Source organism: Acidisoma sp. C75 (genome assembly GCF_054665095.1).
The window spans coordinates 214,575-230,546 of the sequence record NZ_BAAFHD010000003.1; the positions used below are offsets into that span (position 1 = coordinate 214,575).

Here is a 15,972-nt window from a genome sequence, read left to right on the forward strand (position 1 = left end):
GTCAGGCCTCTTTCGGCGCTGTTGTAGCTTCAAGCGATGGCCGAGGCTTGACGCGGAACAGGCGCAGCACGACGACGAAGAAGACGGGGACGAAGAAGACAGCGAGTATCGTTGCCGTCAGCATGCCGCCGACCACGGCGGTGCCGATGGCAATGCGGCTGGCGCCACCGGCGCCACTGGCGATCGCCAGCGGAATGCTGCCGCAGATGAAGGCAATCGAGGTCATCAAGATCGGACGCAGGCGCTCCCGCGCCGCTTCGAGCGCCGCCTCCCGCAGAGACTTGCCTGCGTCATAAAAGGCTTTGGCGAATTCCACGATGAGGATGGCGTTCTTCACCGCGAGGCCTACCGTCGTCAACATGCCCACCTGGAAATAGACATCGTTGTCCATGCCGCGTAGGAAGGCGGCGAGGATCGTGCCCACGAGGCCAAGCGGCACCACCAGCATCACCGCAAAGGGCACTGGCCAGCTCTCGTAGAGGGCGGCGAGGCAGAGCAGAACGACCACGAGCGAGATGAGATAGAGCACGTAGGTCTGCGAACCCGAGGCCAATTCCTCGAAGGAAAGCCCAGTCCATTCATAGCCGACGCCGGGCGGCAGTCTGGTGATGAGCTTTTCCATCTCGGCCATGGCCTCGCCCGTGCTGACGCCGGGTGCCGGCTGGCCCTGGATCTCGTAGGAGGTGATGCCGTTGTAGATTTCGACCTTTTGCGGGCCGGAAACCCAACGCCCGGTCATAAAGGCGCTGAACGGCACCATGCTGCCGGTACTGTTGCGCACGTACCATTTGCCGAGGTCGGCGGGCAGCATGCGGCTGCTCGCCTCGCCTTGCACATAAACGTCCTTTACCCGCCCGTTGCGCATGAACTGGTCAACATAATCGGAGGCCAGCGCGCCCTGGATCTGGCTGTCGATATCGGAGATCGAGAGACCATAGGCAGAGGCTTTCTCTCGGTCGATGTCGAGCTTGTATTGCGGTGCGTCGTTCAACCCATTGGGATAGACCGCCATGAGCTTGGGGTCCGTATTTGCCATGCCGAGCAGCATGTTGCGCGCCTGCAGGAAATTCGCATGGCTAAGGTTTCCCGTGTCTTCGAGTTCGAGGTCGAAGCCGGAGACGTTGCCGAGTTCCATCACCGCGGGCGGCTGCAGGATGAAGACCTGGCCTGCGGGGTTGCCCGCGAAATGCGCCATGATGCGCCCCGCGATGGCGGCCGGGCTTTGATCCGGCCGGGTGCGCTCGGCCCAGTTCTTCAGCGAGATCGCGATGAAACCCGCGTTCTGCGCCTGGCCTGCGAAGTTGAAGCCGGAGACGGTGAAGACGCCCTTCACATTGGCGGATTCGTGCTTGAGCGTCCAATCGACGACCTGGCGGTTCAGGTCTTCTGTCTGCTCGGCCGTCGCGCCCGGCGGCAGGGAAACCTGACCCATGAGCAGCGCCTGATCTTCCTGCGGCAGGAAGCCTGCAGGAAGATGCAGAAACAGCCAGGCGGAGATGAAGACGATACCGACGAAGCCGAGCATAGTGAAGACAGAACCGTTGATGAGCCCGCCCACCCCCCGACCATAGCCGCGGCGCATCCGCTCAAAACTGCGATTGAAGATGGCGCCGGGCCCGTTCCCCTGCATCGGGTCATGCCTGCGGGGCTTCAGGAGGGTAGCGCAAAGCGCCGGCGTCAGGACCAGCGCGACAAGAACGGAGAGGCCCATGGCAGAGATGATGGTGACCGAGAACTGCCGGTAGATGACGCCGGTGGAGCCGCCGAAGAACGCCATCGGTAGAAAGACCGCGGAAAGCACGGTCGCGATGCCGACGAGGGCGCCGGAAATCTCCTCCATGGAGCGAAGGGCTGCCTGCCTTGGCGAGAGGTTGTACTCCTGCATCAGCCGCTCGACATTCTCGACGACGACGATCGCATCATCAACGAGCAGGCCGACGGCAAGCACCATCGCGAGCATGGTCAGGGTGTTGATGGAGTAGCCGAGGGTGCCGAGCACGGCAAAGGTGCCGAGCAGCACGATCGGCACGGCGATTGCCGGGATCAGGGTTGCCCGGATGTTTTGCAGGAAGATGAGCATGACGATGACGACGAGGGCGATCGCCTCGGCCAGCGTCTTCACCACTTCTTCGATCGAAAGCGAGATATAGGGCGCGCCGTCGATCGGATAGACCATCTCGAGGCCCGAGGGGAATTGCGTGCTGAGTTTGTTGAGTTCGGTCTTGACCGCCTTTTCGACGCTTAGCTGGTTGGCTCCGGGCGCGAGCTTGAGCGCGATGCCCGAAGCAGGGTGATTGTTATAGAGCGCGCTCGAACTGTAGTTCTGGGCGCCGAGTTCGACGGTTGCGACATCGCTCAGCAGGACGCGGCTGCCGTCCTGCTCCACTTTCAGCAGGATGTTGCGGAATTGATTGGGCGTCGTCATACGGCTGGGGCCGACGATGAGGGCATCGAGCCGTTGCCCCTTCACTGCTGGCAGGCCGCCGAGCTCACCCGAGGAGACCTGGACATTCTGAGCGGCGATCGCTGTCGTCACGTCCGAAATCGTCAGCGCGTATTTGTAGAGTTTTGCCGGATCGACCCAGATGCGCATGGCGTATTCGGAGCCGAAGAGCTGATAGTCGCCCACGCCAGGAATGCGCGTCAGCGGATTCTCGATGTTGGAGGCGATGTAATCGGAAATGTCCTGCGCCGTCATGCTGCCGTTGGTGGAGACCAGGCCCACGATCAGCATGTAGTTTTTGGTGGACTTTTCGATGGTGATGCCCTGCTGGGTCACCTCCGTCGGCAGTGTCGACTCGGCAAGCGAGACCTTGTTCTGCACCTGCACCTGGGCGATGTCGGGGTTGGTGCCTTGGGTGAAGGTGAGGTCGATTTCCATCGAGCCGTTCGCCTGGGCGCTGGCTGAGATGTATTCAAGACCGTCGAGCCCGCTCATCTGCTGCAGGATCGGCCGCACGACGGTATCGGCCACGGTTTCGGCGGAGGCGCCGGGATAGGTGACCGAGATCGAGATCTGCGGCGGCGCGATGGTTGGAAATTGCGAAATCGGCAGCCGGAGTATTTCGATCCCGCCGACCAGCATGAGAATGATGCCGATGACCCAGGCGAAGACCGGGCGATGGATGAAGAAGCGCGACACTGTAGGGGTCTCCGGCCTGGGATCAGGACTTGCTGGCGGCGGGCACGGGCGTCACCGGGGCACCGTCCCTGATCGCCATGAAGCCGCCCACGGCAACGCGATCCCCTGGCTTGAGGCCACCGGTGACGATCCATTTGTCGCCGACGGCGTCTCCGGTCTGAATTACCTGCTGATGCGCCTTGTTATCGGGTCCGATGAGATAGACGGTCGGGTCTCCATGGAAATTATGGGAAACGGCCTCCTGCGGCAGCAGGATGCCGTTCTTGTTGATCCCTTCGACAAGCTCCGCGCGCACGAACATGCCGGGCAGCAGCAGGTGGTCGGGGTTGGGGAAGACGGCGCGGACAAGAACGGTGCCGGTGGTCTCGCTCACCGTCACTTCCGAGAACTGGAGCTTACCGGGCTCGGCATAGGTGGTGCCGTCCTCAAGCTTCAGCGTCACCTGTGCCTCGCCATTGCCGGCATCCTGCAACTGGCCCTGCTGCATCTCGCGGCGCAGGCGTAGAATGGTGGTCGCCGGCTCGTTGAGCACGACATAGATCGGATCGAGCTGGGTGATGGTGGCGAGCGCCGTCGTCTGATTGGCGGTGACGAGGGCGCCCGGTGTCACCGCGGAGGCGCCGATATGGCCGGAGATCGGTGCCAGCACCTTGGTATAGGTGAGGTTGATCTGCGCCTGTTCGAGTTGGGCCCTGGCGATCAGGATATTGGCGGCGGCTTCCTTTGCGGCGGCAACTGCATCGTCGTAATCCTGGCTGCTGATGGCCTTGGCCGCGGCCAGGGGGCGATAGCGATTGGCCTTGGCGCGCGCGGTGGCGAGTGCCGCCTCGTCATAGGCGAGCGTCGCTCGGTCCTGATCATAGGTCGCCTGATAGGTGGCAGGGTCGATCTGATAGAGTTGTTGACCCTGGGTGACCTCGCTGCCTTCCGTGAACAGACGTTTGAGGATGACGCCGGTCACCTGCGGCGCGACCGCCGAGGTCAGGATGGCGGAGGTGCGGCCTGGCAGCTCCGTTGTCCGCGTCACCGGTTGGGGGGTCACCGTGATGTAGGGCACGGGGGGAGGCGGCCCTGGCGGTGGGCCGCCCGGGCCGTGCTTGTCACAGGCGGTCAGCGCGAGCGCCAGGACGGCGAGGCCGGCCGTCGCGCGGAGTGTAACGCATGATGAAAGACGAGTAACGGAACTTAACATTCGTCACCAATTGGCCAAAAAAAATGTCAGGAGAGCGTGCGGGCGAGGAGGGCCAGCTGCCGGTCGAGGCGGGCTTCGATCACCTCCCGGGAGAGGCCGATCAGCATGACTGGTTCGATAGAGCAGGCAAGGCAATTGAGGAGGGTATCGGCATGCAGGAGAGGATCGTCCACGCGCCACCCGTCGGTTTCCATACCCTCGCGCAGAAGCTTGGCCACTTCAAGCCGGAGGGTGGAGTGGAGGAATTCCTCGACGAAACGCCATTTCTGCTCGCGCTTGAGCATTTCGAACTCGATGACATTCTGGAAAAACTGCGCACCGTGACGAGAGACGTTGGCCTCGATCATATCCGCGAAGTGGCGGTTGACGGCTCTTACGAGGTCTTCGATTCGCGCCCATGCCGGCTTGCGTGCGCGGATCAGCGGCACGAGTTCGCGATGCAGTTCCTCCATGAATCGCTCGCCCACTGCTTCGACGATCGCATCCTTGGAAGGAAAGAACTTGTACACATTGGCGGACGACATGCGCAGTTCTCGGGCGATGTCTGCAACTGTCGTACGCCGGGGACCGAAGCGGGAAAACAGCTCCTTCGCGGTCTCCAGGATCAGTTCGTGAGTTTCGGAACGACTGGGCAAGGGAACTCATCGTGATGAAAATGTGACGACTGATATAATTCGTCACCAAGCCGGGCGCAATCACCCTTTCCAGGGGCGGGTATGCGCCAGGCGCGGGATGCTGCTCGGCTTCTTTCTGCTGCCCGCCGCGGCGTGGGCGGCCTCCCGCGTTGACAGGGCGATGGTGCTAGGTGATGGCGGCTTCCCGCCCGAGCTATCCCTGGCCTCTTGCCTTTGCGATCCCGAGCAGTCGCCGCGAGGCGTGTAGGGCAATATCCAGCGGGGCATCCGCACGAACGATCTTGGCCATGACGCTCGCGCCCAGCCACAGGCTGTAAAGCGATTGCGCGAGAAGCTCGGCCGGTTCCGGAGAGGCCAAGGACCCTTCTTCAAGGCCGGCCTCGATGGCGACTGTCAGACGGGAAATCACCCCAGCCGTTCCTTCCTTCAGCGCAAGCCGCATGGGTTCCGACAAGTCGGAAACCTCGGCGCCGAGCTTGACGGCCAGGCAACGCCCTTGAAAATTGTATGCGCATTGATGGTCCCGCCAGCTATCGAGATACATGATCAGGCGGTCAGCCATGGTCAGCCCCGTCTTGGTGAAGAGCGCATCCATCTGTGCGTGGTATTGCTTGAAGTATTCGAGGATCAAAGCCTCGCCAAAGGCATCCTTCGACGAAAAATAGTAGTAAAATGAGCCTTTGGGGACGCCCGCTTCCTTGAGGATCTCGGCGAGCCCAACGGCGGAGAATCCCTTCCGGCCCATGATCTTTTGACCCGTCGCGATGAGGGTGTCGCGAACATGGTGCTCGTCAATCGCTAGTGCCATCTGCGCCTCACACAGTTACTTCGGCTTGTCGTCTCTTCATGGGGAAAGGTCGAGCCCCGCTTGCTTGAAACAGGAAGCCAAGCGCAAGACATCCGGCTCTCTCCTCTTCCATAGCCGCTCTTACACGTGATCTGACCGGTCGTCTAGATTGGCCTGCCTCATCTTAACGGGCAAGAGATCGAAGGAAACAGATTTGAAAGAACTGCGTCTGGCCGATATTTTTTTACTAGACGACCGGTCGGATTAAGGTTAGTCATGCCCTTGTTCGGGCCACCCAAGGCTCAGGCTGCCGGCGAAAATCGTCGGTAGTCGCCGCGATTGCCGGGGGTCAGTCCGCTCTCCAGCCGATGCGCCGCAACCCGTTCGCCTTCGGGTCGCGCAAACAAGGAATGACGTTCGATGAAGATCCTGATGGTCCTCACCTCGCATGATGCTCTCGGCACCACCGGCCGTAAGACCGGCTTCTGGCTCGAGGAGCTCGCCGCCCCGTACTATGCCTTCAAGCAGGCCGGTGCCGAGATCACGCTCGCATCCCCCAAGGGCGGCCAGCCTCCCCTCGATCCCAAAAGCAACGAGCCCGCCAACCAGACCGATGACACCCGGCGCTTCGAGGCGGATGCCGAAGCAACCGCGGCACTCGCCCATACCGTCAAGCTGTCGGAGGTTTCGGAAGCCGAATTCGACACCGTCTTCTACCCGGGCGGCCACGGCCCGCTCTGGGATCTCGCTGAGGACAAGGCGTCGATCGCCCTCATCGAGAGCTTTCTGGCAGCCAACAAGCCGGTCGCCCTGGTCTGTCATGCCCCCGGCGTTCTGCGTCACGTGCAGGCGGCCGATGGGCGGCCGCTCGTCGCAGGCAGGAAGGTCACCGGTTTCGCCAATTCGGAAGAGGAGGCCGTGGGCCTCACCACCATCGTGCCCTTCCTCGTCGAGGACGAATTGAAGGCCAAGGGTGGCATCTATTCGCGCGGGCCCGATTGGGGGTCGTACGTGGTTCAGGACGGCTTGCTGATCACCGGGCAGAATCCGGGCTCGTCACCGGCAGCCGCCAAAGTGCTGATGGAGGCGCTGCGCGCCGAGAAATAGCTGCTCCCATCGTCATCCCGTGCGGGGGGGGGGGGCGATGCCGGTGCTTTCATCCGGCATCGGCGCGCAGGCTGCGCTCGCATCCTCAGGGGCCATCGCTCGGGGCAAAAGTTAACGAGTGTTGCGCAAGGCTTTGCCGTGGCCTTGCGCGCTTCGTAGCCAGTGAACCGGTGGTTGACACCGGCTCGCACCTGAGGCCCTTGTTTCACCTCGGTAGTCGCGCAAGAGGTTAGGCTGATGGCGGATCGCGCTCGCCCTGTGAGTGATCATGATCTTCGGGTGCTGATCGTCGGACAATGGCTCATGTACCGCGACAATAGCGGAACCCTCCTCGGTCAACTTGTCTTCGAGGAAAGCGGTACGATCCGTGGTGGCGCGCCAAATGAACGCTTCTGGTTGCTGGATGGCCGGACCCTCGTCATCTTCTCCGAAGAATTCAGGCCGACCACGATCTGCGAGATCGATATCGATCGTTTCTGTCTTTATCGTGAAATATCCGGGCGGTACCAGTTTCCCTTCGAGGGAAGGACCGATGTCATCCATATCTTTCGCAAGCTCGGTGCGCGGCTGCGGACCCATACCGGCCCGCTACCGCTCGTGACATCCGATATTGATGAAGCAAGACGGATGGATGAGGATCGGCAGGACTTCTCCTTCCTCCTTCATCCCGCGGAAGTGGTGCGTTCCGCCTACAATTCATCCTCGGCCTATCGTGGCAGCATGGTCCCCGAGCATCGGACTTACGTGTTCGCGCAGGAATACGAGGCCGGGCCGGTATTCTTCCATGTCTTGAGCAATGCGACGCTGATCAATGGTGTTGTTGTTCTGACGAAGCATTCCGTGCCGCTGTTCGAGACAACCTATCAGGCCGATCTTAGAACAGGGAATTTTGCGCGTAGAGCCTTCGAACACGGCGAGGATGTTTGTCTCGATACGCCTTTCGTGATGCGTTATGAAACCCGCCCGACCCTGCTGATGAATACGCTCGGCGGTAATTTCGGACATTGGCATACCCAATCGCTGCCGAACTCGCGATGCTTGCGCATCTTTCCGGCTTCATGGGTGAAGCCGCGCGGGATATCGTCCTCGGCATCACGAACGGGGTGCGTTTTGAAGCGTTTCGGCAAGAGTCGCTCGCGCGGTTCGGCTGCGGCGCCCTGCCGGTGCTCGATCCCTGGGCTGGCGATCCGAGCGAGGGGATCATGTTTCGCAAGCTGATCGTGCCCTCGCTGCATCGCATTCCCGAACAGGAGCGGTTCTCGCGCTTTCTCTCGCAAGGTCTGGCTCCGATGCGCGAGCGAGCCTCGCCCCCGGATGCCTCTCGGCCGACCCGCATCTATCTCAGTCGCAAGGATATCCATACGCAGCGCAGCGTCGTCAACGAGCCGGAGCTCGTGGCTGCCCTCGCCAAGCTCGGCTTCAGCGCGATCGTTTGCGGAGAGATGAGCTATGCTGAGCAGGAGGCTGCCTTCGCGCGGGCCGAAGTCATCGTCGGGCCGCATGGTGGGGCGTTGAGCAATATGGCCTTCGCGCCGCCCGGTGCATCGGTGATCGAGATTTTCCATGGCCTGCAGTTTAACGCCTGGTTCAAGAACTTCGCGAATATCCTCGGCCACCGGTATGGGTTCGTCGGCTTCGATCCGCCCGAGGCGGAGGTCGGGCGGGGATGGCACGCCAATTTCTCGGTCGATGTGGAGGCCGTCGCGGGCCTCGTGGCGAGCATGATCGCGGAGCGGGCCAGTGCAGTGCTTAAGGGCGCTTCGGAAGAGTGATCGGCCGGGCTTGACGCCCCGCGAAGCCGCCGGGGGGGCGGGCCTGCCAGGCTTTCACCGTCCTTGCGGTGAACCTGCTCCATGAGCGGCCGGCCGCCACCGCGCCGGTTGACCGGGCCGGCGGTAGCGGCTTTTGTGCGAGAGACAGCCAGCGGATCGCTATGCCCGCCGCCGGCATCACGATCCCGGCCCGACTTCAGCTTTGAGGATGCCCCAGCCGTGCGGCCCTGCGCGACCACAAGCTTGCCCAGCTTTCACCTCTCGGCGCGCGGTATTGGTGCCGCTGCCGCCTTTGCGGCCTTTGAAGAGGTGACCCGCGATATCTTCGCGATCGGCTTGCCGCGGGATGCCTCGGCCGAGAATTTCGCATTGGAGATGGTATCCTGGCATCTTGGCACTGTCATGCTGGGTTCCATCCGTGCAAGCGCGCTCCGCTTCGAGCGCTCGCCGCAACTCGTGCAACGTAGCGGGCTCGATCACGCCATGGTGCAACTTTATCGTGAAGGCGGCTTCACGGGCAGCGCCGATGGACGCCCGATCAGGGTGGAGGCAGGCGATATTTGCCTCTTTGACCTCACCGGCACTCTGCGGACCGAGGCGTCAGACTTCCATAATCTGACGCTGCTGATCCCCCGCCCATGGCTCGCCTCGGCGCTGCCGCATCTCCGCCACCTCAACGGCCTCGTCATGGATCGGAACCGCCCCCTCACGCAGTTGCTGGCGGCGCATCTGGAGGCGCTGACGGCGCGAGCGCCGTCCCTCAGTCCGCGCGAAGCGACAGCCGCCGCGCGCGGTACGGTCGCGCTCATCAGCACGCTGCTGACGGATGCGGCAACAATCCGCGTGGCCGATCAGCCGGATTTGAAAATCCCCTCCCTGCTGCGCCAGATCTCGGTCTATATCGATGCCAATCTTGCCGACCGTGCTTTGGAACCGGTGCAGATCGCCGCGCGCTTCGGCCTTTCCCGCGCAAGCCTCTATCGTCTGTTCGAACCTTTGGGCGGCGTCTCGGAACATATCCGCAGGCGGCGGCTGGCCGAGGCGTCACTCCGTCTCGCGTCCCCCGCCTATCGGAACGCGCGGCTCAGCCAGATCGCCGCCGCCTGTGGCTTTGCCAATGCGACGGCGCTGACCCGGAATTTCAAGGCGGCCTTCGGGGAGTGCCCGAGCGAGGCCAGGGCGCGCGCGGATGGGCTGCAGGCGGCGCTCCCTGCCCCGGGGCCGGATGCGAGCCCAGAGCGCAACTTCACGGTTTGGATGCGCACGCTGCGGGCGACCGGCACCGACTGAGCGGCGGGGGGGCATCGCCGCCGCAAGGCTCCGCGGCGGCGCAGAGGCGGGATTAACCGCCACGGCGTCTCAATCAGATGCCGAAACATCTCAAACCGGGATCTGCCGCCTTGTTGCCTCCGCACGACTGGCTATGATCAAACTTGCCTTGCGCTCGCACTGTGATCGCCCAGGCTGGAACAGTACAGTGTTATTGCGTTTTCGTTAAGTGCTCCCTGAATACTCCTGCTGAACTGTACCAATGCTCTCTTTCATTCATTCTTTTGGCGACCTGACGATCCTCTTCGTCACCGTCGCATCCTGCGCTATGATTTCTCTCTTCCTGCCCTTTGTCGGGCGGCGCATCCTGCCCTTCAAGCAGAATGAAGACCGGGAGAAGGCCATTCTCGATGCGCTGAAGGGCGTGGCGTCGATCCTCGGCGTGCTGCTCGCCTTCTCGCTCGTGCAGGCGCAGAACAACCTCAAGGCCGCGCAAGATCTGGTTGTGAAGGAGGCCGCGCTCGGCCAGACGATGGATCGCATGCTGCTCCGCTCGGGAAAGCCGGAGTTCGCGGCGGACCGCCCGCTCCTCGCCGCTTACATTCAGGCGCGCATTGATGATGAATGGCCGGCCATGCGGAACGCCCGTCGTTCCGTCCGCACCGATGTGGCGATGCACGCGCTATCGGTCGCCCTCCGCTCGAACACACCGTCCGACTTGCGCAAGACCGTCGCTTACGGGGAAATCCTCAAGACCTTGGATGATCTGAGTGACCTGCGGGAGCTGACCATCTCCGAAAGCAATCCCGAGCTTTACGGTCTGAGCAGTTTCTACTGGACAACCATTCTTGTCTTCATGCTCGTCGTCTTTGCGCTCGGCCTCTTTATCGGCACGACGCCAGGGGCCTTGGCGACCGCGATGTCGGCCACCTGCGCGGTCGCCCTCATGCTCGCGATGCTGATGATCGTGGACGAGCCCTTTCGTGGGCAAACGAGCGTATCGAGCGAACCGCTGCAACAGACCCTTTTATTGAACGCCCACCGCCTCTGAGGGGCCATGTGCTCTCGGTTTGTTCCTGTGTTGGCTTGGCTGGAAGCTTTCCGTTGAATGACTGAGTGGTCCAGGCCGGGCTATGTCTGGCTTTGATAATGATTTTGCAAAGTATTGCGTAAGATTCCCTAAAGCGGATCTTTGTCGCTCCTTGAATAGCGTGCAGCTCCTTGAGAAGAGGCCGGCCGAAGGTCGGAGACAAGAATGATCATCACGCGGCGTGGATACCTGCTGGCTTCTTCCGCATGGGCCTTATTTGGCGCCTTCGCCACGCTGCCGCTCACGGCCAGGCCCGCGGGTGCGCAGATGATCCGCTCCGCAGGCCCCGGCCCCGCGGCGGTGCCGCGCGCCCTCAATACGTTCATGGGCACCGCGCTTAGTGGTGCCGTTCAGGCGATCGCGACAAGCAAGACAGTCCCAGGCCTGATCTATCTGGGCTCGACCAATGGCGGTGTCTGGAAATCGCTCAACGATGGCGCATCCTGGCAAGCCTTGACCGATGGGCAAGCCTCCCTCTCGATCGGCGCCCTCGCGCTCGATCCGACCAATGCGAACCGGGTCATCGCTGCGATCGGCAGAACAAGTTCCTCCGCTTATGCCGGTGGCCCGCTCATCGGGCTTTTGAGCAGCGACAATGGCGGGCAGAGCTGGTCCACGCTGAGCGCGAGCGGGCTGGCCGCCGGACTTTCAGCCAATTTCACGAGCTTGTCCTACAATCAGGGTGTCATTCTGGCCGGCTCGGACATTTCGAATGTCGCGGCCGTTCAGGGTGGCGTCTATCGAATCGGTGCCGACGGGACGGGGAGTTGGGTCGGCCAGAACATCAGCCTGCAGCAGGCGATCAGCGATCCCGCCAAGCCTCTCCCCTTGGGCGTTCCGGTCACCAGCCTGGTTGCCGACCCGAACAACGCCAATCTCGTCTATGCCGCTGTCGCCAATGCCGCCGCTCCGCAACTCAACGGCATTTATCGCAGCAGTGACGGCGGGCTGAGCTTCTCGCGGGTTCTCGACCAGACGACAGCGAATGCCAGCATGATCGGCGCGAGCGTGAACTTGAAGCTCGCTGCCTCTTCCAATGGTACCATCTACGCTGTCAGCGCATCGAATACGGCAGCAGGCGGCAGCAGCGCGCAGGCCCTGTTCAGGCTTGATCCGGCGACCAACCAGTGGGCGGTTCTGCCGGTCAACAGCGCTCTCATGCAGGCCGAACAGGGAGCGCAGCATCTCGCCTTTGCTGTTGATCCGACGAATAGCAACGTCATCTATATCGGCAGCAGTCCGCCGAATACTCCCGCTCAGGCGGATGATCTGCCCAGCAACCTTTATCGTGGTGTGATCAACCCAGCTACGGGCGCGATTAGTTGGACCGATATCGGCGCGCTGAAGACGACCGTGGACAACCCGCATTCGGATTTCCGCACGATCGCCTTCGATAGTGCCGGCAATCTTCTTCTCGGCAGCGATGGCGGCATCTACCGAAACCAGTCGGTGAAACCGGAGAGCAATGCCTGGCAGCCGATCATGAACGGCTATGTCGCCGGCGAACTCTACGGTGTCGCCTGGAACTCTGTCAGCAAAACCATCGCGGGCGCGTTTCAGGATAACGGCGTCAATAGCCAGATCATGCAGGGCAGTGCGCAATGGCAAACCTTCGTGGGTGGTGACGGAACAAATGTCGCGATCAACAGCACCAGCCTGCGCGGCAGCGGCAAGGCCGTGCTCTACGGCACGTTCCAGAAATTTACGACGGTAACGCGCGTCGTTGTGGACTCCGCCGGAAATTTCGGCACGCAGACCGAGTTGGGGTTGACCCTCAACGGGAATGATTTGCCGACTCAACCTTTCATGGCGAAATTCACGCTCGATAGCCTGGACCCGACCTGGTTCGCGGTTGCCGGTACAAGCCTCTTTGTCGGGCAGGACAAGCTGAACGATCTCACGAACAACCAATACGTCGGCGTCACGGATATCGCGCCCGGCTTCGCATCCGCGAATAGCTCGATGACCGAGGTTGCTTTCGGCTCGCGGGAGAGCAGCTGGCGCTATGGGTTGGTTGCCTCCGGCTCTAGCGCTGGCGGTGCCCTCGGCCTCTACGCCACTGCCAATGCGACGGCGCCTGGCGCATCCGTCGTCCGGCTTAACCTGCCGCAAGAGCTTTCCTCTGTCGATGCGCTTGCGCTCGCACCGTCCAGCCCGGGCCAGATCTTCGCCGTCGGCGGCCGTGATGTCTGGTTCGTCCAAGCCAACAGCGCCTGCCTCGGCGGTGCCGTCTGCAGCATGCGGGATCTTGGCACAACCCTGCCGGCAACCCTCTCCGCGGTCAGCGCCGTTACTGCGATCGACAATAACGGCGTCAACGCCCTTTTTGTCGGTGGCCAATCAACCGTCGCCACCGGCAATGGCGTGAGCAATATCTACACGCTGCAAAACGACCCGACGCGTAACTGGGGGAGCGGTGCGTGGTCCGCCTTTGCCCAGGCCCTGCCGAATGTCAAGGTGACCCAGCTGACCTATTCCTATACCGACGATCTCCTCGCCGTCGCGACCCTTGGGCGCGGCGCCTGGATCGTCCCCGACGTCACCAGTTATTTCGATAGCGCGACACGGATCGTTCTCGGCAATGGGGGATTCGATTCTCTGCGCGGCGATACCTTCACCGATGGCACGACCGGCGGCCGCCCGCTGGTCAAAACCGGCGCCGGCACCGTCACGCTCACCGGCAGCAACAGCTATACCGGCGGTACCTATCTACAGCAGGGCGTCCTCTCGGTTGCCCAGGATGCCAATCTCGGAGCGAGTGCCGGCGGCCTCATCTTCGCGGGCGGCGTGCTGCGCAACACGGCAAGCTTCACGACCGCGCGGCCCATCACGTTGAATGCCACGGGCGGCGGCTTCCAGACAGCGGCGCCGCTGACCGTGAGCGGTGTCGTCAGCGGCAGCGGCGCTCTCAACGTGCTTGGTCCACAGGCGCTGACGCTGACCAATCGCAATACCTATAGCGGGGCGACGACGATCGCGAGCGGGGCGACCCTCGCGCTGAGCGGCCAGGGCAGCATCGCCACCTCCTCGGGCGTCGCGGATACCGGCACCTTCGATATCTCGGCCACCAGCGCCGGGGCTTCCGTGCAGACCCTCAGCGGCAGCGGGCGGGTCAATCTCGGCGGCCAACGCCTGACGATCACCAATGCCAACGGCACCTTCGCCGGCACGATGGCCGATGGCGGCGTCGCGGGTGGGACCAAAGGGTCGCTTGCCATCGCATCGGGCACCGAGACTCTGAGCGGCATCGACACATTCTCGGGCGCCACCCGCGTCGCACCGGGTGCGACGCTCGCCCTCACAGGTACCGGCAAGCTCGTCAATTCCTCCGCCGATCAGGATTCTGGCGAGCTACGGATCGACGGCCAGATTCAGGCACGCGCGATCTCCATCGGCACCAGCGGCGAGTTGCGTGGCACCGGCGTCATCACCGCGCCGACGCGCGTGGCGGGCCGCCTCGCGCCCGGTGACAGCCCGGGCACGCTGACCTTCCTCTCGCCCGTCGTGCTGAGCAGCACCGCGACCTCGGAATTCGATATCGACGGCACCGGCACGGGGGCAGGTAATTACAGCCGCGTCATCGTGCTCGGGGCCGGCAACAGCTTGACCGCGGGTGGTCTGCTCGCCCCGCAGCTGCGAGGCATCACCGGCAATGCGAGCAATCGGTTCACGCCGACGCTCGGCCAGACCTTTGGCATCCTGTCCGCCGCCGGCGGCATCACGGGCAGCTTTGCCGGCCTCGTGCAGCCCGCCGGGCTCGGCGCCGGCACGCGCTTCGATGCGCTCTATGGCAATACCAGCCTCAGCCTGGTGGTCACGCCGTCCAGCTACGCTAATCTCCCCGCCGCCGGTATCGCCGAGACGAGCACGCAATCGGCGGTCGGCGCCGCGCTCGATGCGAGCCGCCCGGCGGCCGGCCTCGCCATGACCGGGAATAGCGCCGGCTTCTACACCACGCTCTACCAGCAGGCGGCGGCAAGCCTGCCGACCAGCCTGCAACAGCTCGCCCCCACGATCTATGGTGACGGGATCATGACGTCGCTGTCCGGCTGGTCCCTCGGGACACAGGCGGTCGAGCAGGAGCTGGATGCCGAGCGTGGCTCGGCGCGCGCGCCGCAATCCTATGCCACTACCAACCACGCCGGGCAGACGGTTTGGATGACCGGGCTCGGCCAGTTCGCGAGCGTCAACTCCACCGGCGCGCCCGGCTATGGCGGATCGCTCGGGGGTGTCGCGGTCGGCGTCGATAAGCTCTTGCAGCCGGGTCTGCGCGCCGGTGTCGCCTTCGCCTTCACCAGCCCCAATATCAGTGACCGCTCCGGCGCCACCCTCTCGGGCAATAGTTTCGAGCTGCTCGGCTATGGCTCCTTCCAAAAGGGCATCGCCTTCGCCGATCTGCAATTCGGCGGCAGCTATTCGGAAAATGACGTGACGCGCCCGGAACCTGCCTTCGGCACTGCCGCCAAGGGCCAGCAGACCGGCACCGCCGGCGGCGGCCTCCTGCGCGCAGGGCTTCGCCTGCCCTTGGGCGGTTGGCAGGTCGATCCTGGGCTCACCCTTTCGGCGGCGAGCTTTACCGCCAATAGCCTCAACGAAACCCAAGGCGGGCTGACGAGCCTCGCCATCAACGGAACCTCGGCCGCGAGCGTGCAGACCCTGCTTGGCGTGCATATCGAGCGTGCCTTCGCCTTCGGCCGCCACATGGTGCTGACACCGACGACTGATATCGGATGGATGCACCAGTTGGCCGATACCAATGCCGCCATCCAGGCGTCCTTCCTCTCGCTCGGCGGCCCTGCCTTCACCGTCAGCAGCCCAACTCTCGGGCGGGATTTCGCGGTCCTGGGCCTGGGCGCCAGCCTCTCCACCGGCGGGCCGCTCTCGGTCTATGCCTCCTATGCTGGGGCATTCAACGGTCAGAGCGAGTCTCAGAACGTCACCGGCGGATTGCGGGTCAGCTGGTAAGCCGCCGCCTGAC

At 63.1% G+C, this 15,972-nt stretch carries 10 protein-coding genes; 6 read left to right on the plus strand and 4 right to left on the minus strand.

Annotated features, from left to right (window positions below; all coding sequences use genetic code 11):
• Position 1 precedes the first annotated feature (1 nt).
• The 4 genes from ACYQ7X_RS05385 to ACYQ7X_RS05400 form a co-directional block, all read right to left on the minus strand.
• Positions 2 to 3,142, minus strand: coding sequence for an efflux RND transporter permease subunit (locus ACYQ7X_RS05385; protein ID WP_459695831.1), 3,141 nt, complete (start codon positions 3,140 to 3,142; stop codon positions 2 to 4).
• Positions 3,143 to 3,164: 22 nt separating this feature from the next.
• A complete protein-coding gene (locus tag ACYQ7X_RS05390) occupies positions 3,165 to 4,334 on the minus strand; it encodes an efflux RND transporter periplasmic adaptor subunit (protein ID WP_459695832.1) in 1,170 nt (389 codons plus the stop codon).
• 26 nt (positions 4,335 to 4,360) lie between these two features.
• Positions 4,361 to 4,969: a TetR/AcrR family transcriptional regulator gene (locus ACYQ7X_RS05395; protein ID WP_459695833.1), complete on the minus strand. Its 609-nt coding sequence runs from the start codon at positions 4,967 to 4,969 to the stop codon at positions 4,361 to 4,363.
• A gap of 193 nt (positions 4,970 to 5,162) precedes the next feature.
• On the minus strand, positions 5,163 to 5,777 hold the full coding sequence (locus ACYQ7X_RS05400; protein WP_459695834.1) for a TetR/AcrR family transcriptional regulator: 615 nt from the start codon (positions 5,775 to 5,777) through the stop codon (positions 5,163 to 5,165).
• 399 nt (positions 5,778 to 6,176) lie between these two features.
• Here ACYQ7X_RS05400 and ACYQ7X_RS05405 point away from each other — a divergent pair, with 399 nt between their 5' ends.
• The 6 genes from ACYQ7X_RS05405 to ACYQ7X_RS05430 all read left to right on the plus strand — a co-directional run bounded on the left by ACYQ7X_RS05405 (position 6,177) and on the right by ACYQ7X_RS05430 (position 15,959).
• The gene (locus tag ACYQ7X_RS05405; protein ID WP_459695835.1) at positions 6,177 to 6,863 is read left to right on the plus strand and encodes a type 1 glutamine amidotransferase domain-containing protein; all 687 of its coding nucleotides are present in this window, start codon (positions 6,177 to 6,179) and stop codon (positions 6,861 to 6,863) included.
• 237 nt (positions 6,864 to 7,100) lie between these two features.
• Complete coding sequence (locus ACYQ7X_RS05410) at positions 7,101 to 8,081, plus strand: hypothetical protein (RefSeq protein ID WP_459695836.1); 981 nt, start codon at positions 7,101 to 7,103, stop codon at positions 8,079 to 8,081.
• A complete protein-coding gene (locus tag ACYQ7X_RS05415; RefSeq protein WP_459695837.1) occupies positions 8,066 to 8,635 on the plus strand; it encodes a glycosyltransferase family 61 protein in 570 nt (189 codons plus the stop codon). Before ACYQ7X_RS05410 ends, ACYQ7X_RS05415 begins: the two co-directional genes overlap by 16 nt.
• A 309-nt stretch (positions 8,636 to 8,944) precedes the next feature.
• The gene (locus tag ACYQ7X_RS05420; RefSeq protein ID WP_459695839.1) at positions 8,945 to 9,925 is read left to right on the plus strand and encodes a helix-turn-helix domain-containing protein; all 981 of its coding nucleotides are present in this window, start codon (positions 8,945 to 8,947) and stop codon (positions 9,923 to 9,925) included.
• Positions 9,926 to 10,166: 241 nt separating this feature from the next.
• Positions 10,167 to 10,955 carry a bestrophin-like domain gene (locus tag ACYQ7X_RS05425; protein WP_459695840.1) on the plus strand — a complete coding sequence of 263 codons (789 nt, stop codon included), beginning with the start codon at positions 10,167 to 10,169 and terminating at the stop codon, positions 10,953 to 10,955.
• Positions 10,956 to 11,261: 306 nt separating this feature from the next.
• Positions 11,262 to 15,959: an autotransporter domain-containing protein gene (locus ACYQ7X_RS05430; protein ID WP_459695841.1), complete on the plus strand. Its 4,698-nt coding sequence runs from the start codon at positions 11,262 to 11,264 to the stop codon at positions 15,957 to 15,959.
• Positions 15,960 to 15,972 lie beyond the last annotated feature (13 nt).

What these genes read in the sequence shown, in the direction of transcription:
- ACYQ7X_RS05410 (WP_459695836.1), top strand. Translation starts at nt 7,101, where the DNA reads ATGGCGGATCGCGCTCGCCCTGTGAGTGATCATGATCTTCGGGTGCTG.
- ACYQ7X_RS05425 (WP_459695840.1), top strand. Translation starts at nt 10,167, where the DNA reads ATGCTCTCTTTCATTCATTCTTTTGGCGACCTGACGATCCTCTTCGTC.
- ACYQ7X_RS05415 (WP_459695837.1), top strand. Translation starts at nt 8,066, where the DNA reads ATGTTTCGCAAGCTGATCGTGCCCTCGCTGCATCGCATTCCCGAACAG.
- ACYQ7X_RS05390 (WP_459695832.1), bottom strand. Translation starts at nt 4,334, where the DNA reads ATGTTAAGTTCCGTTACTCGTCTTTCATCATGCGTTACACTCCGCGCG.
- ACYQ7X_RS05430 (WP_459695841.1), top strand. Translation starts at nt 11,262, where the DNA reads ATGATCCGCTCCGCAGGCCCCGGCCCCGCGGCGGTGCCGCGCGCCCTC.
- ACYQ7X_RS05405 (WP_459695835.1), top strand. Translation starts at nt 6,177, where the DNA reads ATGAAGATCCTGATGGTCCTCACCTCGCATGATGCTCTCGGCACCACC.
- ACYQ7X_RS05400 (WP_459695834.1), bottom strand. Translation starts at nt 5,777, where the DNA reads ATGGCACTAGCGATTGACGAGCACCATGTTCGCGACACCCTCATCGCG.